The sequence below is a fragment of the Affinundibacterium nitidum genome (assembly GCF_014284155.1).
Classification (GTDB): domain Bacteria; phylum Pseudomonadota; class Gammaproteobacteria; order Burkholderiales; family Burkholderiaceae_D; genus Undibacterium; species Undibacterium nitidum.
The window spans coordinates 18,461-39,693 of sequence record NZ_JACOFZ010000008.1; the positions used below are offsets into that span (position 1 = coordinate 18,461).

The 21,233-nt window shown below is 47.1% G+C and carries 25 protein-coding genes; 18 read left to right on the plus strand and 7 right to left on the minus strand.

Annotation, left to right across the window (positions count from 1 at the left end; genetic code table 11):
- The first annotated feature begins 3 nt into the window (after window positions 1-3).
- The gene (locus H8K36_RS15825; RefSeq protein ID WP_186917485.1) at window positions 4-264 is read left to right on the plus strand and encodes a CPCC family cysteine-rich protein; all 261 of its coding nucleotides are present in this window, start codon (window positions 4-6) and stop codon (window positions 262-264) included.
- A 207-nt stretch (window positions 265-471) separates the two neighbouring features.
- The gene (locus tag H8K36_RS15830; RefSeq protein WP_186917486.1) at window positions 472-1,083 is read left to right on the plus strand and encodes a DUF2306 domain-containing protein; all 612 of its coding nucleotides are present in this window, start codon (window positions 472-474) and stop codon (window positions 1,081-1,083) included.
- Window positions 1,084-1,226: 143 nt separating this feature from the next.
- Here the strand turns inward: H8K36_RS15830 and H8K36_RS15835 are convergent, their stop codons facing one another.
- Window positions 1,227-1,559: a hypothetical protein gene (locus H8K36_RS15835; RefSeq protein WP_186917487.1), complete on the minus strand. Its 333-nt coding sequence runs from the start codon at window positions 1,557-1,559 to the stop codon at window positions 1,227-1,229.
- Window positions 1,560-1,631: 72 nt separating this feature from the next.
- Between H8K36_RS15835 and H8K36_RS15840 the strand changes: the two genes are divergently transcribed.
- From H8K36_RS15840 to H8K36_RS15855, 4 genes are all read left to right on the plus strand, one after another.
- The gene (locus H8K36_RS15840) at window positions 1,632-2,333 is read left to right on the plus strand and encodes a DUF6969 family protein (RefSeq protein WP_186917488.1); all 702 of its coding nucleotides are present in this window, start codon (window positions 1,632-1,634) and stop codon (window positions 2,331-2,333) included.
- A 68-nt stretch (window positions 2,334-2,401) separates the two neighbouring features.
- The gene (locus H8K36_RS15845) at window positions 2,402-2,866 is read left to right on the plus strand and encodes a YHS domain-containing (seleno)protein (protein ID WP_186917489.1); all 465 of its coding nucleotides are present in this window, start codon (window positions 2,402-2,404) and stop codon (window positions 2,864-2,866) included.
- A gap of 263 nt (window positions 2,867-3,129) precedes the next feature.
- Window positions 3,130-3,588: a hypothetical protein gene (locus tag H8K36_RS15850; RefSeq protein ID WP_186917490.1), complete on the plus strand. Its 459-nt coding sequence runs from the start codon at window positions 3,130-3,132 to the stop codon at window positions 3,586-3,588.
- A gap of 41 nt (window positions 3,589-3,629) precedes the next feature.
- Entirely contained in the window at window positions 3,630-4,136 is a 507-nt protein-coding gene (locus H8K36_RS15855; protein WP_186917491.1) for a GFA family protein, read from the plus strand.
- 85 nt (window positions 4,137-4,221) lie between these two features.
- On the opposite strand, the gene H8K36_RS15860 is transcribed toward H8K36_RS15855, so the two are convergent.
- Window positions 4,222-5,001 (minus strand): SDR family NAD(P)-dependent oxidoreductase, encoded by a 780-nt coding sequence (locus H8K36_RS15860; RefSeq protein ID WP_230404723.1) that lies wholly within the window; start codon window positions 4,999-5,001, stop codon window positions 4,222-4,224.
- Window positions 5,002-5,118: 117 nt separating this feature from the next.
- On the opposite strand from H8K36_RS15860, the gene H8K36_RS15865 reads away from it, so the two are divergent.
- On the plus strand, window positions 5,119-5,469 hold the full coding sequence (locus H8K36_RS15865; protein WP_186917492.1) for a winged helix-turn-helix transcriptional regulator: 351 nt from the start codon (window positions 5,119-5,121) through the stop codon (window positions 5,467-5,469).
- 20 nt (window positions 5,470-5,489) lie between these two features.
- On the opposite strand, the gene H8K36_RS15870 is transcribed toward H8K36_RS15865, so the two are convergent.
- The 3 genes from H8K36_RS15870 to H8K36_RS15880 form a co-directional block, all read right to left on the minus strand.
- On the minus strand, window positions 5,490-5,756 hold the full coding sequence (locus H8K36_RS15870; protein ID WP_186917493.1) for a hypothetical protein: 267 nt from the start codon (window positions 5,754-5,756) through the stop codon (window positions 5,490-5,492).
- Between the two features lie 128 nt (window positions 5,757-5,884).
- Window positions 5,885-6,616 carry a hypothetical protein gene (locus H8K36_RS15875; protein WP_186917494.1) on the minus strand — a complete coding sequence of 244 codons (732 nt, stop codon included), beginning with the start codon at window positions 6,614-6,616 and terminating at the stop codon, window positions 5,885-5,887.
- Between the two features lie 304 nt (window positions 6,617-6,920).
- Window positions 6,921-7,502, minus strand: a complete 582-nt coding sequence (locus tag H8K36_RS15880) for an ATP-dependent Clp protease proteolytic subunit (protein WP_186917495.1) — start codon at window positions 7,500-7,502, stop codon at window positions 6,921-6,923.
- A gap of 332 nt (window positions 7,503-7,834) precedes the next feature.
- On the opposite strand from H8K36_RS15880, the gene H8K36_RS15885 reads away from it, so the two are divergent.
- The 10 genes from H8K36_RS15885 to ygiD all read left to right on the plus strand — a co-directional run bounded on the left by H8K36_RS15885 (window position 7,835) and on the right by ygiD (window position 15,024).
- Window positions 7,835-8,905 (plus strand): sterol desaturase family protein, encoded by a 1,071-nt coding sequence (locus H8K36_RS15885; RefSeq protein ID WP_230404725.1) that lies wholly within the window; start codon window positions 7,835-7,837, stop codon window positions 8,903-8,905.
- A 28-nt stretch (window positions 8,906-8,933) separates the two neighbouring features.
- The gene (locus H8K36_RS15890; RefSeq protein WP_186917497.1) at window positions 8,934-9,386 is read left to right on the plus strand and encodes a hypothetical protein; all 453 of its coding nucleotides are present in this window, start codon (window positions 8,934-8,936) and stop codon (window positions 9,384-9,386) included.
- An 18-nt stretch (window positions 9,387-9,404) separates the two neighbouring features.
- A complete protein-coding gene (locus H8K36_RS15895) occupies window positions 9,405-9,812 on the plus strand; it encodes an ACT domain-containing protein (protein ID WP_186917498.1) in 408 nt (135 codons plus the stop codon).
- 2 nt (window positions 9,813-9,814) lie between these two features.
- Entirely contained in the window at window positions 9,815-10,282 is a 468-nt protein-coding gene (locus tag H8K36_RS15900) for a GNAT family N-acetyltransferase (protein ID WP_186917499.1), read from the plus strand.
- 137 nt (window positions 10,283-10,419) lie between these two features.
- Entirely contained in the window at window positions 10,420-11,475 is a 1,056-nt protein-coding gene (locus H8K36_RS15905) for a sensor histidine kinase (RefSeq protein WP_230404714.1), read from the plus strand.
- Window positions 11,476-11,489: 14 nt separating this feature from the next.
- Entirely contained in the window at window positions 11,490-12,251 is a 762-nt protein-coding gene (locus H8K36_RS15910) for a LytR/AlgR family response regulator transcription factor (protein WP_186917500.1), read from the plus strand.
- Window positions 12,252-12,334: 83 nt separating this feature from the next.
- A complete protein-coding gene (locus tag H8K36_RS15915; RefSeq protein WP_186917501.1) occupies window positions 12,335-12,805 on the plus strand; it encodes a hypothetical protein in 471 nt (156 codons plus the stop codon).
- Window positions 12,806-12,821: 16 nt separating this feature from the next.
- The gene (locus H8K36_RS15920; RefSeq protein WP_186917502.1) at window positions 12,822-13,523 is read left to right on the plus strand and encodes an aspartate/glutamate racemase family protein; all 702 of its coding nucleotides are present in this window, start codon (window positions 12,822-12,824) and stop codon (window positions 13,521-13,523) included.
- 2 nt (window positions 13,524-13,525) lie between these two features.
- Entirely contained in the window at window positions 13,526-14,248 is a 723-nt protein-coding gene (locus H8K36_RS15925; protein ID WP_186917503.1) for an alpha/beta fold hydrolase, read from the plus strand.
- Window positions 14,249-14,250: 2 nt separating this feature from the next.
- The gene (ygiD, locus tag H8K36_RS15930; protein WP_186917504.1) at window positions 14,251-15,024 is read left to right on the plus strand and encodes a 4,5-DOPA-extradiol-dioxygenase; all 774 of its coding nucleotides are present in this window, start codon (window positions 14,251-14,253) and stop codon (window positions 15,022-15,024) included.
- A 72-nt stretch (window positions 15,025-15,096) separates the two neighbouring features.
- Here the strand turns inward: ygiD and H8K36_RS15935 are convergent, their stop codons facing one another.
- Complete coding sequence (locus H8K36_RS15935; RefSeq protein WP_186917505.1) at window positions 15,097-16,701, minus strand: M20/M25/M40 family metallo-hydrolase; 1,605 nt, start codon at window positions 16,699-16,701, stop codon at window positions 15,097-15,099.
- Between the two features lie 254 nt (window positions 16,702-16,955).
- Between H8K36_RS15935 and H8K36_RS15940 the strand changes: the two genes are divergently transcribed.
- Window positions 16,956-18,911, plus strand: a complete 1,956-nt coding sequence (locus H8K36_RS15940; protein ID WP_186917506.1) for an alpha/beta hydrolase family protein — start codon at window positions 16,956-16,958, stop codon at window positions 18,909-18,911.
- A gap of 62 nt (window positions 18,912-18,973) precedes the next feature.
- Here the strand turns inward: H8K36_RS15940 and H8K36_RS15945 are convergent, their stop codons facing one another.
- Complete coding sequence (locus H8K36_RS15945; RefSeq protein ID WP_186917507.1) at window positions 18,974-21,088, minus strand: TonB-dependent receptor; 2,115 nt, start codon at window positions 21,086-21,088, stop codon at window positions 18,974-18,976.
- Window positions 21,089-21,233: the final 145 nt, after the last annotated feature.

A 21,233-nucleotide genomic window follows, 5' to 3' on the forward strand; every position in this document is an offset into this window, starting at 1 on the left:
CAAATGAGTCAATTTCAATGCCCATGTTGCGACTATTTTTCTCTAAAGTGCCGTGCAGAGATCGATATCTGCAAGATATGTTTTTGGGAGGATGACGGCAATGATTTGACGAGTCTCGATGTCCACTCGGGACCAAATCATATGACTTTGCGAGAAGCGAGAGAGAATTTTAAAGAATTTGGCGCATGCGATCTGGACATGAAGAGAAACGCTTTAAGTTTCGAGCAACGACAAAAGTATCAATTTAAGGTGCGAGAGACTTAAGGATCAGATCAAAACTTGCCACGCGAGAATTATAATTGGCTTTCACGATCATCGAAAGTTCACATATGAGAAAAGATTCCCCTCAAAATGGAAAGTTCAAATTCCCTTGGTGAAAAGTTCGAGAGTGGGTTTAAGAGGGTTGCGATGTCACAAGAGATATCGGCAGTGGTGTATCCCATTTCCAATTGGAGAGACCAGGGAGAGTGTATGCACAAGCAAGGCCTATCGTATTACGTACTCTGCTTTCTCGCTTTAGGAATCACCGGCTACTCAATATTTGTCTATGGCTTCATGCCACTCGGTAGCGTCGTTCATCCTGACATGCGTGCGAATTTTCAAGCACATTCGAGTATCGTCTATGTGCATATATTTGCTTCCAGTGTCGCTTTACTGTGTGGTGCTTTACAGTTTTCAATTCAACTGAGAACGCTACATCCCCAAGTTCATCGATGGCTGGGTAGAATCTATCTTATGGTTGGAGTTCTGTCTGGTGGCCTTGCAGGTCGAGCCATGGCACAAACCGCTTACGGAGGCATGGTCTCTCGTTTGGGATTTAGTGGCCTCGCCCTTTTGTGGCTGTTTTCGGGTCTGCGCGCTTATCTAGCGATCTGTCGTGGTCATGTGAAAGAACATCAACAATGGATGCAACGCAACTACGCGTTGACATGCGCCGCCATTACTTTGCGCATTTACCTGCCTGTGAGTATGGTGGGCGGTATTGCCTTCGACATCGCCTACCCTCTCATTGCTTGGCTGTGTTGGGTGCCCAATCTCATCTTCGTTGAGTGGATCATTCGCCGTCAGCGAAACCTGATCTGACCACCACCTTTGAAGTAAGTGGAATATTTCATCGAAAAATAAGTTTTAAAAAATTTTGTAAGTTATCGCGTTCTCAAACGACTAAGTCCATGTAGCTGTCTCAATGGCAGTCATCTTGATGATGGCAAACCCCCTCTGCCCCGCTACAGGCTCACTTCCTCTTTGGAGAAATCGATGAAAGCTAAATCTTTAAGTACAACCTTGAAAAGCGTAATGACTGCGTCTGTGATGGCTGCAAGTGCGATGGCGGCGATGCCTGCTCTTGCACAGTGTGCTGCTAAGCCAGCTACTGCAGCAAAAGCCTGTGCCGCAAAAAAAGGGTGTTGCGCAGCGAAGAAAGGCTGTTGTGCTGCTAAGAAGGGCTGCTGCGCAGCTAAGAAAGCTTGCTGTGCTGCGAAGAAAGCACATGCTAAGAAAGGATGCTGTGCTGCAAAGAAAGGCTGCTGCGCGGCGAAGAAATAAATTTGTAGATTCAATCGATTGCTTCCTCGTGTGAGGAAGCAATCTTACCGTTGTAATCGTACTTTCTTATTGAGTGCCAAGCGAATATGCGCCTCCCTGTCCTCGTCAAACCACAATCTTTAGTCACGCAATCAACCACGCCAACAGAAAAAGCGCGCTTGTGGAAAGCGGCGAATGAGCTTGTGTCTCATCTGCATCAACTGTCGGAAAAAGGTTCACAAGTAGTTCAGCAAGTGCTGGGAAAACATGCCTTTGTAGAATGGGATCACTATCCCGAAGATGATGTGCGTGACCACCAACATCACTCTCAGTACTTCTATCATGCGCATCCTGGCCAACAACGTCCGTTCGTTGAACACGGCCATTTCCATTTGTTCGTGCACGCGCAAGAGCTAGGCCTTCGACCTGTGCGCGAGCTTTACAGTGAAGCACCCGCCCATTTAATCGCGGTGTCGATGGATGCCACTGGGATGCCAATCGGCTTTTTTGTTGTCAACCGCTGGGTAACAAAGGGGCCATGGCTATCAAGTCAGCAGTGCGAAATTGCGTTAGATCATTTCGCCATTAAGGGCAAACAGGGGAACCGACAGGTTAATACTATTTTGAGTTCGCTGGTACGACTATATCGACAGGCGATCCTCGATTTAATTGAGGAACGTGATAGAACAATGGTAAAAATAAGCAAAGGCCGTGATCGGAGATCTGTTTTTGCGGATCAAACTATTGAAGTTATTTGCTATCGCCCTATTTCGCTCGCCGACGATATTCAATTATTAGAAGAAAACTAGAAGAAATTTTGTAAGCATCGCCCAATGAAACCGACTACTTGTAGTCTTTCATTCACTTGGAGTTTCGTATGCGTATTTTTACTTTTTTCAAAACTAGTTTACTCACTTCGTTCATTCTTCTTAGCAGCCATGCCCTAGCCATTGATCCCATTTTTTCAACTAAGGCCGGTGCCATTCGCGGCTATGATCCGGTTGCTTACTTCACGGTCCATAAAGCGGTCAAAGGACAGAAAAATTTGAGTACTGAATGGCAAGGAGCGACATGGCATTTTAGTAGCCAAGCCAACCTCGATGCTTTCAAAGCCGAACCTGAGAAGTATGCTCCTCAATATGGTGGCTACTGCGCCTATGGCGTCTCTCAAGGATACACACCAGAAATTGATCCACATGCTTTCCACGTTCAAGATGGAAAGCTGTATCTCAACTTGAGTAAGGGTGTTCTGAAACGCTGGCGCGAAGATATTCCAACCTATGTACATGATGCCGACAAGAACTGGCCTGCTCTAAAAGCAGGTACCTATGTCGAGCAATAAGTTGCGCCAATTTTGAAAGTATCGAAAACGATATCGAGAGAGTCTGCATTCACTAAAAAAGCGATCTTTCTCTCTCGATCCATTTTGATTTTTTTAAACATCAAGAGCAAGATTCTTCAACTCAGCGCAACACCGCCGCAAATCCATACCCATTTCCCGCAATTGATCGCAAAATCAATGCAAAATCTGAAATTGCATTTACACTGATAGCTCAAATTATCACGGCAGAAGGTGTTTATCCGAAAAGTCAAAATGAGACCATCATGCAATTAATTTTTACAAAGAAAAATGGCAAATACGATCACCTATCGATCGTCAAAGGCGGTCAAGAAGTGGGAAATATCGATTGCCCAAAACAAGGCATCATTCCTCACGACATGGTGCACTATGGGGTAGAGAATACCTTACGCAAGCGTGGTTTCATCAGCCGCATTCACGCCGGCAAGAAAGCGACACTGCAGATGCAAGCAGAAGCGGAGAGTGACGGAGTCGAAAGGCTAGTCGAGGTATTTCAAGCTGATGGATGGTCTGGATGGCAAACGCCTGCGGAAGACATGCTTGAACTTTACCAGGTCACTTGCGATGCCCGCCATTGTCCTGCTTTACAAGTCAAGCCTGAAGATGTGGAGTCGGTACGTTGTGAGTTACTACGCCTGAGCTCACTTTGGAGTGCAGTGGCTATTGGCGACAGCCTTACTCTAGGTTTTGACCTTCAAGCATAATCGGTATTATCCAAATTTAATTCTCAATTTTTAGGTAGTCTATGACTGAACAATTTTCTCCGATCGAAGGTGGTTGCGATTGCAAAGCGGTACGTTATCGTTTACTCAGATCGCCGATGGTCGTCCATTGCTGCCATTGCCGATGGTGCCAACGTGAATCTGGTGCGGCCTTCGCTTTAAATGCGATGCTCGAATCCGAATACGTCGAAGAGTTGGGCATCGCGCCCGAATTGGTAGCCACGCCATCAGCCAGTGGCGCAGGTCAACAAATCGCACGTTGCCCTCATTGCAAAATCGCCGTCTGGAGCCACTATGCTGGCGCTGGCCGCTTTTGCAAGTTCATACGGGTTGGCAGTCTCGATCAACCCGATCTCTTCCCGCCTGATGTGCATATCTTTACCGCATCAAAACAGCCATGGGTAGAGCTGAATGCAGATACGCCTCAATTCGTTGAGTACTACGAGAGAGGGAATGTATGGCCTGAAGAGAGCCTCCGCCGTCGAGCACTGCTGCAGGAAAAAATAGAGGCATCGAAAGCGAAGGCTTAAGTCGTCAGCTGCCTAGACAGGCTCAATGGCACTGTCTAGGTCTTTCAGTGTCAATTGACGTGCCTCTTTTCGAGCGCAAGATCGCTTAATTGCGCCCCGCCATCACGCCACCATCAACATCCCACACAGCACCCGTTACCCAAGATGCTTTCTCACTCAATAAAAAGTCAATCGCGTTTGCGACGTCCGCAGCTTGCCCCACTCGCCCGATAGGATGAAAACTATTAAAACCTTCGAGCGCATTGTCCACTTGTTCCAACGGAATAAAACCTTGATAGATAGGCGTCTTGACGACTGCCGGAGACACCGCATTGACGCGAATATTGTGCTCGGCTAATTCCATGGCCAGATGTTGTGTCAAAGCGTGTAAGCCTGCTTTAGCCATGGAGTAAGCTGATGAAGGTGTCGCCCTGATCGCCTGTTTGGCCCACATCGAACCAATATTCACGATGGCACCGCCGCCATGTTTCACCATATTTCTGACAACTGCTTGTGTGATAAAAAAGCTAGCTTGGTTTAAGGCCATATAGGATTGGTAATCGCTAGTTTGGTGTTCCAAAAATGCCAAAGGCTTAAATGTACCCGCTGCGTTCAATAAATAGTGAATTGGTGTGTCGCTGTGATCGAGATGTGCGATCAATGCACCCACTTCGGTCTGAGAATACAGATCGACTTGTTTCGTATCGACAAGAGCATCTGCCTTTGCCAGCAACAGACTTTCTTTCGCATGTTTCAATTTGTCCGCTTGTTTGCCAACCAAAATTACTTTGATATTACGTTGCACTAGACGCTCTGCTGTCGCTAGCCCCATTCCGCTCGAGCCACCGATAATCACTGCGGTTTCTTGCTTTGATGTTTGCATCATGTTGTTCATACCTTTTCTCCAAACGAGTTAAACTTCAGGAAGCGCAGTATGGAGAGGGGAGAGCCTCTTGAAAAGTAAGCACAATTCGGTGCGATAGGTACTTTTTGGTACATCTTTATGAATACAAACGAGAAAATTTTTTCCAGAAAATCAGCACCTGAACGCAGTGCACGTATGGTTGAAGCGATTTACGGCTGTAAATGGTCTCTGACTGTGTATCAATTGCTCCAAAACGGCAAACATCGTCCGGGAGAAATGGTAAAGAGTGTAGAAGGCCTTAGCACCAAAGTGCTGAACGAATGTCTGCGTAAGAACGTCGAGTTTGGAATTTTGCAGAAGAACATTTATCCCGAAGTACCGCCTCGCGTGGAGTACGAGGTCACCGATTTTGGGCAGAAGTTCATTCGAATTCTGGATCAACTAGAACAGCTGCAAGATGAAATTGAGCGAGATAATCAAAGCAACTAAGACGTTGCGCTCAACAATGTTTAAACGAATACATCGACTTGAGTGCCAAGAAATGCACTTTTCAAACCCCAACTCCTTTGCAGCTCGAGGAGCTCTTGACGTGTCATGGTTTGCTCCGTCTCCGGGACTTCTAACTCTTGTGTCGTCACCGTTCCAGCAGCTTCTTGCTCAGCACGTAACAACGCTCGTGCCTCTACTGCGGGGTTAGCCGGATCACCACGGGTTTTAATTTGCTGGTAGGCCTGTAAGCCTTGATTAGCGCTGGGTAGCGCTATACTGAGCGACATGCTGTTTCCTCACAAGTAATGAGCTACAGCATAAAGCCTTGCAAGAGGAATTGAAGAAGCGAATACAGGCTAAAAAAAGGGGCAAATTAGGCATTTGCCCCTTCGTATAGATGCCATATAGATGCCGTTTACTTATCTAAGCTAATGGTTTTGACCGCTTTACCTGCCTCATCGAGCATTTCGATCACAGGTTGACCTGCAGCGCTGACTGCCAAACGCAAACGTGGGCGGCCTTTGGCATCGTTCAAAAGCAAGGAGGAATCGCGCTTACCATTGGTGCCCAAATAAACACGGTTCTGCGAAAACTTCCCTTGTTCAATCAAACTATTCCAATAGGCGTCCCGTTCTTTTTCATCTGCAATCGCGTTTGCTTTTTTCCAATAGATGTCGAACGAGCCCAATGGTGCATCTTCATGGAAAGGCACGTCATTAATGAATACCCCAGCAGCGCTGCTCTTCTCACTATTCGTATGTTTTAACTGCAATGCTTGATCTTGACGATAGCGATCGAAAGTCAGCGAGAGCCCCGCATTGATTTTGCCATTGGCGTCGCGACTGCCTTTTTGAATAAAGCCACCATTCTCATTGCCCTCTTCATCGAGAAACAGCATGCCTGCAAAGCTACGACGATCTGGGCGTTCAATTTCTTTACCTTGCTCAAATGCACCAGGAAACTGGGCACGATTCGAAATAATGAGGCGTTTCGTGCCATTCGGTTCGACGATATTGATACGTCCGACCGTAATCTCATCGAACTGCGCATGCGTTGGACCGTCCTTTGCACCTGTGAGAGTTGCGACCGCGAAAATAGCGGCAGCCATTGTTGTACAGCCGGTAAGGAAGGTACGGATTTGTGACATGTTGAGCTCCTGAATAATTTTTGGATTAAGTCCACAGACTGAACTCAAACTTCATTATTTTGAGTTACTGCTGGACTTACTCATCACTATTGCAAACCCCGTGCCAGAAAATTTACTTCAAAAAATATCCTTTTAAAACATCGATTTACCATCAATCTGCATGTGACAGTTACTCGACTTTGATCAACTTGCATGTGCGCAACAGCACGAATCCTGAGCGATTTCGCACATCACTCCAAAACCACAGGACGAAAAAAACGGGGCCAATGCCCCGCTCTTCTTTTTCTGACTCATCTAGCTATGCTTAAGCATCCAACTCGCTTTGCTGCACGATGATGCGGGATACCAAACCGTATTCTTTAGCCTCTGTCGCGCTCATCCAGTAGTCACGTTCGATGTCTGCAGTAACTTTTTCCAACGTTTGACCAGATTCCTTCGCGATCAAAGCAGCAATGCGTTCGCGGATCTTAACGATTTCACGTGCTTGAATCGCGATATCCGTTGCTTGACCACCTGCGCCACCGCTTGGTTGATGAATCAAGAAGCGTGTGTTTGGCAAACATACGCGGCGCTCTTTCGGTACTGACAAGAACACATTGACCGCAGCACTGCCAACCCAACCGGTACCGACTACGCGCACTGGCGCATTGATAAAACGAATCATGTCGTGAATGACGTCGCCAGATTCGACGTGTCCGCCTGGTGACGACACCAATAGGGTAATTGGATCTGCAGACTCAGCAGACAAGGCGATCAATCGCTTGCTCACATCGGCAGCCAACTTGTCATTGATCGTACCAAACACCAACACCGTACGTGATTTGAAGGCTTTTTCTTCGAGGAAAGGGCTAGCTGCTTCTTTGTTTGTTTCTTTTTCTTGTCCCATGAATACCATAATCAGTCCTATACAAAATGAATGCCGAGCACGGAAGCGACTCCGCGAGAACCGACATGCTACTCGATTTTCCGCGATTTGACTGTAGTGCCTTTCCCTTCAATTGATGAGCTGAAAAGGGCGATGCGCAAAAAGCAGGCATGCTTTTATGACAATCCAGCTATACTATGCGCTGATTTTTGGAGGGAAGCATGGATCAAAGTAAGAAAAAATTTCGTAAATCGATGCGTGTAGCAAACGCTATTGCACCAACTGTAGCAAAAGATGCCGTCAGCGAAACCGCGAGTTTGTTAAAACAAAGTGGCTCTCTGAGTTCGTTTTACATGCTTTGCGCGGTGATTTCATTATCACTCGCAATCCTATGTGCACTAGGCGTGCTGGCCTTTCATTATCCGCAGTATCTGACCACACCTGAATTACGCAAAGTATATTCGGTGGATACCATACGCCACATTCTGTTCACGGCAATGGTGATCTCCGGCACCTTAAGCCTAGTGAACTTGATACTCGGCCGCCATCGTGGCGTACATAGCATCGCTGCCATCTTAATTGCGTTGTGCTGGCTTGGCGGTGGTTCACATGTGCCAGTCAACGATTTTCCTGATCACACACCCTACATCGGTCTCGACTGGTTTATTCTGGACTTACTCGGTTCCACCTTAATCTTTGTGGCGATCGAAAAACTGTTCCCACTTTACAAAGGCCAGACGTTGTTTCGCCATGAATGGCAAACCGATCTGATCCACTTCGCTGTGAACCACTTCATCGTTGGCTTGATTTTGTTGACAGTGAACTTCTTGATTCACCGTTTGTTTGGTTGGTTAGCAAGTGACACCGTGCAAAATGCTGTACAAAATATTTGGTTCTTGCCACAGCTCTTGCTCTGCATTTTAGTCGCCGATTTGACCCAGTATTGGGCACATCGCGCTTACCACGAAGTTCCATTCTTATGGCGCTTCCACGCGGTACATCATTCAACCAAGACCATGGATTGGCTCGCTGGCTCACGTCAGCATATGCTGGAATTAGTGGTAACGCGTGTCTTGGTCTTGGGCGCTTTATTCGTGATGGGCTTTAGCAAGCAAGTCATGGATGTATACATTATTGTTGTGGGCTTCCAAGCGGTGTTCAACCATGCAAATGTTCATCTAAATTGGGGTCCATTGAAATATGTGATCGTCACACCCGACTTCCATCATTGGCACCATTCATCCGATGACGCGGCAATCGACAAGAACTATGCGGCACACTTCGCTTTCCTCGATTACCTGTTTGGCACAGCCGTGCGTGGTCAAGATGGCTTTCCAGAAAAATACGGCGTGCAAGGCGACTACATGCCCGACGGCTTCGTGAAACAGCAGATGTTCCCTTTCCAGAAATTGGAAACGGATTAATCTAGAACGCCCCACAAAAAACACTGAGATGACAGAAAACCCCTACCGCAGCCCCGACTCTGAATTCGTGCTGAAGCCAAGTAAAACGGTGGCAACAAATACAAAGAAAGTAAGTTTCCCTTTCCTCTTTGTATTGCGCTGGATTCTCGCGGCCTATTGCTGCATCGATGGCAGCATCCACATGTTCAATTTGGCTAGAAATTGGGAAATGATGGTTGATCGTTCGATCATTTCAGTGGGATATAGCCCGTATCCATGGCTATTCGCCGCAATCTCGATGGTGCTAATGGGTGTGTTGTTGGCTCGTCGTAGTCGCTGGGTATTTATTCCAACTCTCGCACATATTGCCATTTTCAATTGGGGATTCTTTGTTCTTCTAGGCGGTAGTTGGCTGTCGCCCACCATATTAATAAATTGGCTCGTTCAGTCGTTAACTCTGACAATGGCGACTCTTATGTGGTCAAAGCGTATGTTGAAGTAATACGAAAGCTTTTTTACCATGCAAAACCAAGCGATCTCCAATCTATCCCAACTACTCCGCTCTATGCAGGCTGTATTGGAAGATGGCGTGTATGTCTATGTCAGCGTGCCACACAATGTAGACACGCGAAGTCTGCCCCACCTCGGCTTATTCCGCGAGCATGAGGGCATCACTTTGATCTTGCCGGAAGCGATCGCGGTTGCCCACGGTTTCGAGGTTTTATTTCGCTGTGCTTGGATTAGCTTATCGGTACATTCCGATCTCGAGGCAGTTGGCTTCACGGCCGCCTTTTCATCCGCTTTAGGTGCACAGGGGATTAGTTGTAATGTCATCGCTGCCGCCTATCATGATCATGTTTTCGTACCATATGACAAAGCGGAACAAGCACTCGCCTGTTTGCAGGCGCTTTCAGCGCAGTCGCCCTAGCTATGATCAAGATACGACTTGCTACACCAGAAGATGCGAATACGATTAGCGCCTTGGTACGCAGTCTATCTCCTTACTTTACGGTAGAACCCGATGGTAAAGGTGCTGAGCATTTTTTCGAATCAATTTCTAGCGAGGCGATTGAGGGTTATATTCATTCACCGAACTTTGCCTACTTCATCGCTAGCGATGAGGCTCGGTTGGTCGGTGTGGCTGCACTGCGAGACACCAGCCACATTTATCACCTCTTTGTCGCATCAGAATTTCATGGTAAAGGCTACGGACGTGTGCTGTGGCAACACCTTTGTCAGCATGCGAAACAACTGGGGTCAGTAACACGCTTAACGGTGAATTCCTCGACCTATGCCGAAAAGATGTACCGCCATTTCGGCTTTGAACCGACTGCAGAGAAACAAGTCATGCATGGCTTGGCCTTTATACCGATGCAAATAACGCTCACCGAGACATAAAAAATACAAATTTGCTACCGAAGCTCGCACCAAAACCTCAATTCGAGCTATCAAATTCGCGATTCATACCAACTCCTAGCGCAAACGCAGCGACTTAGTGCATGATGCCAGCAAGCGAAAATCAGATGAGTTAAATCATGAATACCAAAAAGATGTGGGGCATTTACAGCCTAGCTTGGATCGTCTATGCGATTTTGATTGCCTTCGTCGTGCAGTTCGATGAATTGCATCAAGGCACATTTAAATATGGTGCAGCGTTTCGAACCGTGCTCACCACCCTACCGCAAACCTTTATCCTCGCCCTCATTTGGCCATTAAGCGCGGCATTGGTAAAGGCACATGTGAGCACCACGCGTCTCGTTTCTATCCACTTCGGTTGTACGTTCGCATTCGCCACTTTCTGGCATTTCTTTAGTATTGCCATGTATATAGTATTTATCGGTTATCCGCCGTCACGTAGCATTTCTTGGTATATCTGGCCCTTCCTGTATAGCATGATGATGTACGGTGTGATTGCCTCTATCTTCCACGGAATACGAGCGAGTGATGCGCGCCGAGCACAAGATTTGGCGTTCAGCCATGCACAGAAATTACTCGTTAGCGCAGAACTGAATGCTCTGCGCAATAAACTTAATCCGCACTTCTTATTCAATACTCTAAACTCTATCATCGCCTTGGTGCGCAAAGACGCGATCGCTGCGGAGGCCGCCTTGTTTCGCTTCTCCGATATGTTGCGTTACATTCTCAAGAGCGAGAAAAATGGCGATGATCGTGTCACCGTCGACGAAGAACTTGATTTCGTGCGCGACTATCTCAACCTCGAATCACTACGTTTAGGAAATCGACTACAAGTCGAGTGGGATATTGATCCGCTCACCACGGCGTTGAGTATACCGGCTCTGTGCATCCAGCCTTTGGTCGAAAACAGCATCAAACACTCATTCAACCCCCGCAGCCAACCTGGAATCTTACGCATCAAGACAGAGATGGTGCATGCGGAAAACAGTTTGCGCGTGGTCGTGAGCGATGATGGCCCTGGCGCCGATTTAAGTAAAATCACTGACGCCAGTGGTATGGGTGTCCGCACCATAGAGCGTCGTCTACAATTAGAGTATGGCAGTGCCGCGAAATTTATTATCGCCACTGCACCGGGCACTGGTTTCGCAGTCACACTTGGCATACCCTATCAATAGATTTCTCTTATTCCATGACCAGTAAAACAGCCTTTATTGCCGAAGACGAGCCGCTCGCAAGAGAAGCGCTGCGCGACTCGGTACAAATACGTTCCGAGCTCAAGCTCATTGGCGAGGCCGATAATGGGCGCAGTGCGTTAGAACAAATTAATCAGTTGCGACCTGACGTCGTCTTCATGGATATCCAGATGCCCGAAATGACAGGGCTAGAAGTCATCAAGCGTCTCGATTATCAACCTCAAATTATCTTTACCACAGCCTACGATCAATATGCGGTGACTGCATTTGAATTGAATGCCTTAGATTACCTCCTGAAACCTTTTTCGCGCGACCGCTTTGATGCTGCGATTGACCGCTTACTCGAAGAGAGCGACAAAGAGTCCGTACAGAATTCTCGTGTTGAACATTACAGCCAAGCGCTAGAGCAAGTAAACCCCGCACTGCCAACACGTTTAGACCGCATTCTAGTAAGAGATCGGGGACACATTTTCCCAGTCAATACCCAACAGATTGCTTACCTAAAATCCGATGCCAAATACACAGCCTTGTATGTCGATGGCAAGACATTTTTGGTGCGACTTGGTATCTCCGAGCTTGCAGAACGACTTGATCCTGCTCGCTTCATCCGCATTCATCGCTCGGTCTTGGTTAATCTCGACTTTGTCGATTCGATGAAGACCGATGAGCAATCTCAATTGCAACTGCAAATGCGAGACGGTACGGTTTTGGTGGCGAATCGCGACGCGTCGAAAATGTTAAGGGATATGGCGATCTAAGCAGCCAATTTCTGCGATAATCGATTACGAACCCTCGGTCGGCGTATGAGAAGATGCCGACATTTTCACTGTATCGATTGCCCATGACACTTCGACTCTCACTCAGCACTTTCATCAGCGGCATTGTCGCTCTGTTATTGTGCTTCAGTGCGCATGCACAAGTCCTTACTCAAACCAAACAAGACCTTGGCAACGGTTTCTATTTGCAAGAGTCCAAACAGATCAATGTCGCAGGACGCTGGCATAGCGACAAAACTTTCAAATTCTTGTACTTTGGCAAGCGACATGTCTGCCAATGTTCGAATATTAGTATTTCCCCCAACGGTAAATTCGCCCTCTTTCAAGACGCGACTAACTTGAACATTGCTAGTTTTAATCCCAACAAGAATAGCGTCACTGTATTGAGCAAACTACCTGCGGGAAAACTGCACGAGGTGACTTGGGATAAGAAGGACGATAGAAAAGTCGAGGTCAGCGTCGACATCCAACAGAATAAAGGGGCTGATGGTCACAGCGCACCAGAAATCAAAAAGACACGTCTACGTTTAAAGTGATTGACGAGGAATCGATATGAAAACCATAGGCATGATAGGCGGCATGAGTTGGGAGTCAACCATTCCATATTACCGAATCATCAATCAAACGATTAAGCAACAGCTCGGTGGCTTACATTCAGCCAAGATCGTGCTTGTCAGTGTGGACTTTCATGAGATTGAAGTACTACAACGCGCAGGTGACTGGGAAACCTCAGGCCGAATCTTGGCTCAAGCAGCACACTCCCTTGAACTGGCCGGTGCAGATTTCGTTGTGCTGTGTACCAACACCATGCACAAAGTCGCTGGGGCGATCGAGAGTGCCGTTAAGATTCCCTTATTTCATATTGCTGATCCGACTGCAGAAGAAATTAAACAACATGGCTTCACGCGCATCGGTCTATTGGGTACGCGCTTCACCATGGAGCAAGATTTCTACAGGCAACGACTACAACAACAGCATGGCTTAGAAGTAGTAGTACCAACATCCGACGATATGGATATCATCCATCGCATCATCTATCAAGAGTTGTGCTTAGGCAAAATCGAAGACACTTCGCGCGATGAATACAGACGTATTATGGCCAACCTAGTTGAACAAGGCGCACAAGCGATCATACTTGGTTGCACCGAAATTTCTTTGCTTGTCGGCGCTAACGACGCAAGCGTGCCACTATTTGACACGACTGGACTGCACGCAGCAAAGGCAGCCGAGTTTGCATTGGGGCTATCGGCTTAAAGATGTCCGAATGTTTACCTCTACTCGTTCTCTTGCCAGGGATGGATGGCACAGGCGAGCAATTTCAGGAGCTGCTGCAATTCTTCGATAAAGATATCGAAACGATGATCGTCGCTTATCCGCGCGAACAGCAACTGAGCTACCTTCAGCTCGAAACTTTGGTTCGTGGGCATCTACCTCGAGACCGACGCTTCGTACTTTTAGGTGAATCATTTTCGGGACCCATTGCCATTAGCCTAGCCAGCCAGAAACCCCCACATCTTGCAGGGCTGATCTTGTGTGCGACTTTTTGTCGCAATCCTCAACCACTACTCAAACATTTCTATGCTTGCGTTGATAGGATATCGCCACGACTTATTCCCCGATTCGTATTGGAACGCGTAATGTTTGGCAGTCACGGCAACGCTCAACAAAAGCAGAGTTTCTTTGACAGCTTATACAGCGTTAACCCTGCGGTAATTCAACATCGTTGCAAAGAAGTGCTTAAGCTCAACTACATCGACCAACTTAAGTCCATCGAGACGCCGGTCTTATATCTCCAGGGAGAACATGACTATTTGGTCACGCGTCGGTACGGTAGCGAGCTGCAGCAACACCTTCAAGACTTCAGAATACAGGCATTCCCCACCGCCCATATGCTCTTGCAAACCCAGCCGCAAAGCGCGGCGCGAGCCATTTCACAGTTTATGAGAGAATCACTATATCGTATTCAAGAAAGGAATTAAGAATGTCTCCCTCACGCATGCCTGCCATTTTTTTTGGCCATGGTAGCCCAATGAATGCGCTCGAAGATAACACCTTCACGCAAGCATGGGCCGAGATAGGTCGACGCTTTCCGACGCCAAAAGCGATACTGATGATCTCAGCACATTGGATGACCCATCAAGTCGCGGTCACGGCCATGCAGCAACCCAAAACAATACATGATTTCGGTGGGTTTCCGCCGGCACTGTTTGCGATGCAATATCCAGCACCAGGCAGCCCCGAATTAGCTGAACGTATTACCCAACTATTAGCACCAGTGAGGGTGGTTCAAGACCAAGCTTGGGGTTTAGATCATGGCACGTGGTCGGTACTAGCCAAGGTTTATCCGCAGGCACACATTCCGGTCGTACAACTGAGTTTGAATATGAACGAAGAGCCTGCGTTTCATTATGAGCTAGGACGTCAACTCTCGGTTTTACGCGATGAAGGAGTGATGCTCATGGCCAGTGGTAATGTGGTACACAATTTACGCCAGTTGAACCCTAGTTTACGTGCTTATGATTGGGCCGAACGCTTCGACACCTTAATACGCGACGCCATCGTCGCAGGCAAGTTCGAGCAAGCTGTGCAGTTCGATCAAATGGGTACGGACGCGCGCTTATCGATTCCCACCACCGAACATTTTTTACCCTTGCTGTATATCCTCGGTGCGAAACGCGATGATGATCAAACCGAAGTCTTTTGCAATGAATTGGCGATGGGTTCAATTAGCATGACCTCGTATCTATTTCATTAAGACTTCAGTCTCATAAAAAATGCGGTGGAACTCTCGTTCTCACCGCATTTTTTACATTACAAAACGCTCAAATTAACGTTTCGCTGGCTCTGGAGGCAAAGGCTTACGTGGAATAAGTTCATCACGGTTTGCCGTATGCGCAATAAAGCTCGCCATAATCATAGAAGCTTGCATCATGTCGCCTTTTTGTACTTTGTCGTAAACGTCAATATTCGTATGATGAGTACGTGTGAAGTAGTCCATAGGCTCTTGGATAAATTGAAAGCCTGGCACACCAACCGCATCGAAGCTCACATGATCGGTGCTACCAGTTTTCTTCATCGTCGAAGTCTTGGCACCCAAATCATGGAATGGTGCTAACCATGTATCGAAGATCGCTTTTGCTGCAGCATTGTTCTCCGCGTAGATACCGCGAATCTTGCCGCCACCATTGTCGAGATTGAAGTAAGCGGAAATCTTGCCGTGCAAAGGTTTATAGACCAAAGGATTCGTATTACGACGCATAAAGGACGGAACGTCTTTATCTGCAGGATCATTTGACTCCGCACGCGAGGCGACGTATTTGTTGATGAAATGACGTGAGCCTAACAAGCCTTGCTCTTCACCACCCCACAAAGCGATACGAATCGTACGGCGTGGTTTGAAGCCAATCGCCTTCAACATACGCACCGCTTCCATCGCTACCGCAACACCAGCTGCGTTATCGGTAGCGCCTGTGCCAGCATGCCATGAATCCAAATGGCCGCCGAGCATCACCACTTCATCTTTTTTATCTGTGCCAGGAATCTCAGCAAACACGTTGATTGAGTTAGCGGGATCTTCGTCACCAAAGTTCACAACGCTTTCGACTTCCAAAGTCACATCTTTCTTCTTCTCTAACAGACGATAGATACGGTTGTAGTGTTCTGCACTCATCACGAATGCCGCTGGGCCTGTATCTTCACCTGCCTTGTACGAACCGCCGCCTTGGACGAAAATCGTACCATCATCACCACGTGAGGCATTCACGGTAGCGATTACTTTTTCTTCGATCAAGAAAGGCAATAACTTTTTGCCGAATGCCTGACGCTTTGCAAAGGCTGCAGCATCAAATGGTGCACGTGCAGGACCGGATTCAAATTCCATGTTGGCGATGTCATTTAAATCTTGATCTGTGTAACGTTTCGCATCAGGCGTCATATGCAAAGCGGTTGCCACTGGCGTATCACGGAACAAAATCACTCCGTTCAATTTGCCCTTCCATTTCGCCAAATCTTCTTCCGTTTCCAATTTGGCGTACACGGCTTTACCGCGTTTCACACCATCAGTACCTGGTGTCCAAGATTTAGGAATCGCGACAAGTTCCAAATTACCTGGTGCCACCATGCGCATACTGGCTTTTTCTAAAGTCCAGCTGCGACCGAACGGAGCGATACTTTCTACTTGGGCATTTTGCAAACCCCAGTCGGACAACTGTTTCTGCGTCCACTCGCCCGCTTTTCTCAGGGCAGGCGAACCCGTCAAACGAGGACCGATTTCATCCGTCAACACGCTCAGAGTTTCCATTACTTTGGAACGGCTGGTTCCCTCATCGCGAATTTTATTCACTAAAGCCAGATCGACTTTTTCGTCAGCAGCAAGTGCTGGCACACTAGAAGCAACCAGCAGTGAACTGACTAATAGACTTATTAAGCGCATTTCTTATTTTCCTTGTCTGTAAAGTGAAGCGTCTAAAAAGACACTATCTTTTTTGCTTTGCTCATCCTTCGCCCCTTTTGAAGGCGACGGTGTGTTGATCATCATTTCGCGTGCTTGGTTCCCGAGCAAAGAACATTTTTTTTGTATCAGACATGAAACCGCCTCTCAACCAGGCTTTTCACATAAATTTTTGACATCTATTTTGAAGCAGAGAATAATGCTATTTTTTTGATGACTTACGATTAACACTATTTATGATTCTTCGCTCAATCCTTCTCTCTGTTGCCATGTTGGTCGGCGTAAGCCAAACCAGCTATGCGAACGACAAGAAAATTCCAGTCGAAAACTTCGTTCTCGAAGATCAGTATTCTCAACCAAAACTGTCGCCTGATGGTAAGTATCTTGCCCTCACTGTCAGGATTCCGATCAAAGATCGATTTGTACCCACTATTGTTGTTTACTCATTACCTGAGATGAAGGAACAATGCGCTGTCCGCATGCCGGTATTTGAAGTACCTGGAAGACTAATGTGGGCATCAAATACTCGTTTGATTGTCACAAAAGCGAGAGAAGTTGGCTCGGCTGAGAGACCATATGCAACAGGCGAGATTTTTGCAATGGACTATAACGGGGAGCATCAAGACTATTTATTTGGTTACGACATCTTGACCAGCTATCGACATAGCCGTTACGACGACACGGGCTCGTACGGTTTTCTTTCCGGAACACCTAGCAAGAAGAATGGCCACATCTATGTGACAGCGCACACTTGGAAAGGTGAGAGTACTGTCTTCTACGATATGGATGCGAAAAGCGGTAACCGTAAGTTGATCGCAAAAATCAATTTACCCGACGCCTCATTTGTATTACAGAACAATGGTATTGCACGTTTCGCTTATGGCTCTGATAAAGACAATCTTCAAACTCTATTCAAGTTTGATGACGCTAAAGATGACTGGGTCAAAGTCGAACGGGAAGACAATGACGGTTTCTTAACACCATTCGGCTTTACGGATGACGACAAAGAGTTTTACGCTTTTTATCGAACCAGAGGTGAGCCCGCGAAGGTGATTCGCCAAAATTTGGAAACCGGATCACGTACAATACTTTTTGAAAGTAAAACTGGATCGCTTGATATTTCTATGGAAAGTCGTAGGTCAGACCTTCCATTTTTATGGGCAAGTAATGTCGGAATCCCGAAGCCATACTATCTTGATCCAAATTCCGTTGAAGCAAAACAGCATCAATTACTGAGTTCTAAATTTCCAGGAAATTTCGTTGATTTTATTAACTATACGGACGATGGCAATAAGCTCTTATTTTCCGTCAACAGTGACCGTGAGCCTGGTGCTTATTTCATCTTCGACAAAACCAGTGGTCGCGCCTACCCGCTTTTTGCGAACCGCGAGGCACTTGACCCCGATCAGATGTCTGAACGCCGCCCGATCACTTATACGAGCCGCGATGGTCTCACAATTCACGGCTATTTGACGGTGCCTAGGTACCATAACCCATCAAAGAAGATGCCACTGATCGTGTTGCCGCATGGCGGCCCACATGGTCCATCCGATCACTGGTTCTTTGATACTGACGCACAATTCTTGGCAAGCCGCGGTTATGCCGTTCTACAGGTCAACTTCCGAGGCTCAGGAGGCAAAGGCCAAGCTTTCGAACGTTTAGGCTATCGTAAATGGGGCTCGGATATTCAAAACGATATTTTAGATGGCGTGCAATGGGCGATCAGAGAAGCCAACGTCGACGGTGATCGCATGTGTACTTTCGGCGCGAGTTTCGGTGGTTACTCCGCTTTGATGCTGACCGTACGTGAACCGAATATGTTCAAATGTGCGGTTGGCTATGTAGGTGTGTATGACCTTAATTTGATGTTTACATCGGACGAAGCGAAAAGTTCGCGTTTTAGAGCGAGCATGACACGCTATCTCGGCACAGACAAAGAGCAACTTGATGCGTTTTCACCAGCGAAACATGCAGAGAAAATTAAAGTTCCTGTATTCTTGGCACACGGGATGGATGACACTCGTGCGACGTTCAATCATGCAGAAGCAATGCGTGCTGCGTTGATTAAGGTTGGTCGCCCACCTGAATGGATGGCTGTACCCAATGAAGGTCATGGCTTTTACAACACGAAGAATCGTAAAGAGTTTTATGAGCGTCTAGAGGCTTTCTTGGCTAAACATCTAGGCCAATAGACTCAACGAAGAAACCTAGCAAAAAAAGAAGGGGGACACAAATTTGTGTCCCCCTTCTGTCATTAGAACTTAAAGTTCGCACTCACTCGAACGGCGCGTGGTGAGCCTGGCGTAATATTGTTATTGCTATTGGCCGAAGCGTAGTAGGCCTTGTCTGCCAGATTCTCAACATTCAACTGCAAACGCACTTGGCTGTTGAGATTGTAGAATGCCGCTGCGTCTACACGTGTGAATGCAGGCAATACAACGGTATTGTCAGTAGAAGGATAGATCTCACCGCGATACACCACACCTAAACCAAGGCCCCAAGTGTTATTCAAGTCATAGCGATTCCACAGCGAGGCACTATTTTTCGGCACCTGTGCCAAAGTCGCTCCTGCTAATACGGTTGCCGATTGTGTCTTAGTAATCTTCGCGTCTTGGTAAGCGTAGCCACCCATGATGCTCCATGCTGATGTAATCTTACCGGTGATAGAAAGCTCCACACCTTTAGCACGTTGTCCATCGACTAAAATAGTTTTGGTTGAATCCGTAGGATCTGCGATCGCGACATTGCTACGATCAAGTTGATACACCGCAGCGCTCAAGCTTAAGTCTTTCATCGCATCCCATTTTGCGCCGATTTCGATATTTTTGAACTTCTCTGGATCGAAGGATTTATTCGTTGCCGTCAACGACGATAATTGATCACCTGCGCGTGGCACATAGGCGATGCTATAGCTTCCATAAATGGAGATATCGTTGATCGGTTTAAACACCAAACCGACACGTGGTGATATAGGAGTGTCAGTGACATTGATCTTGTCATTAGTGCGACGATTCAAAAAGTCGACGGCGAAGCGATCACGACGTAGACCGACTATCGTTTGCCATTGCGAATTCCATTCAATTTGATCTTGTACATAGATACCACTGGTCTCCACTTCGCCGTAGTTGTTGGCATCGGTTGCACTTTGACGGAACACAACTTGATTGGTATATGGATTAGAAAGCGGTACCGTGATCGAGGTTGCATTGATGCCCACGCTTGGGAAGTAACCTGTATTACGAACGTTGTCTGTTTTTTGTTGACCGAGCTCGATGCCTGCTAAGAATTTGTGTTTAATGGTGCCAGTTGTTACATCAAACACCAGATCCGTTTGGTTGAACAAGTTGGTTCGTTGGGTTGCATTGTTATACGCACTAATGGCAACAGATTGGCCATTGCTGGTCACCGCACCCGGATAAATATTCTGATAAAACTTATCGTAATTTGCATAACGTGTACGATTGCGCAAGCTCACGCCGTTGCCAAGGTCATGGTCGATATACGCTGTTAACGCGTCGACGGTAGACCAAGTTGGGCTCATCTCTGCGTTGCCAAAAAAGGTCGATGCGTCCACCGCCAAAGGCTTACCTTTATAAGACGGCACACCACGGTCTGCCGTACGATCATCGCGGAAGTGCTCATAACCTAAGACGACACTCGTATTCTCGCCAGCACGAATCGCCAAAGTCGGATTAACACCTGAACGATTTAAAGTGTAACCAGTACGATAGCTTTCTGAGTTCTCCGCCATACCAGTCACACGGAAAGCAAAGTTTTGATCTAAAGCTCGACCCAAATCAACTGTTGCGCGACGGTTGTTCCAAGAACCGAGGCTCACAGACGCCTCCGTCACTGGCGTCCATTGCGCCTGCTTAGTCACGCGGTTAATGACGCCACCTGATCCACCTCGGCCAAAGATCATTGCGTTGGAACCCTTCAAGGCCTCTACGCTTTCGATATTGTAAAAGTCTCGGTAGTACTGCACGTCATCACGAATACCATCGACAAAGAAGTCACCCGTCGAGCTATTGCCGCGGAAGACTGCGGTGTCACGATTACCTTCACCTTGTGCTGTCACCACGCCAGGTACGTAACGAATCACGTCGGCCATACTTTGCATCGCTTGATCACGGATCAATTCTTGTGAAACCACGGTGATGGCTTGTGGGGTGTCACGCAACAGAGTGTCGGTCTTAGTCGCGGTACTAGTTTGCTTTACAAGGTACTTCTGTTCCTTATCACTCGTCACCTGCACTTCCGGCAGCTTAGTGTCTTGCTTTTCTGCAGACTGCGCATGCACCGTTTGAAAGCTCATCGCGATCAAGAAAGGCAAAGTTCGTAATACCAGGGTTTGAGGCTTATTCATCATGTTCTCACTTATTCAAATCAAATTCTGGATGGCAGAACAAGGCTGCCTAACATAGATGAGATTATAAATGAGAATAATTCGCATTTGCAAATGGATTTTAATGGAGACTTGGTCTTGATCCCGTCATTCGGCTGAACTTGACCCA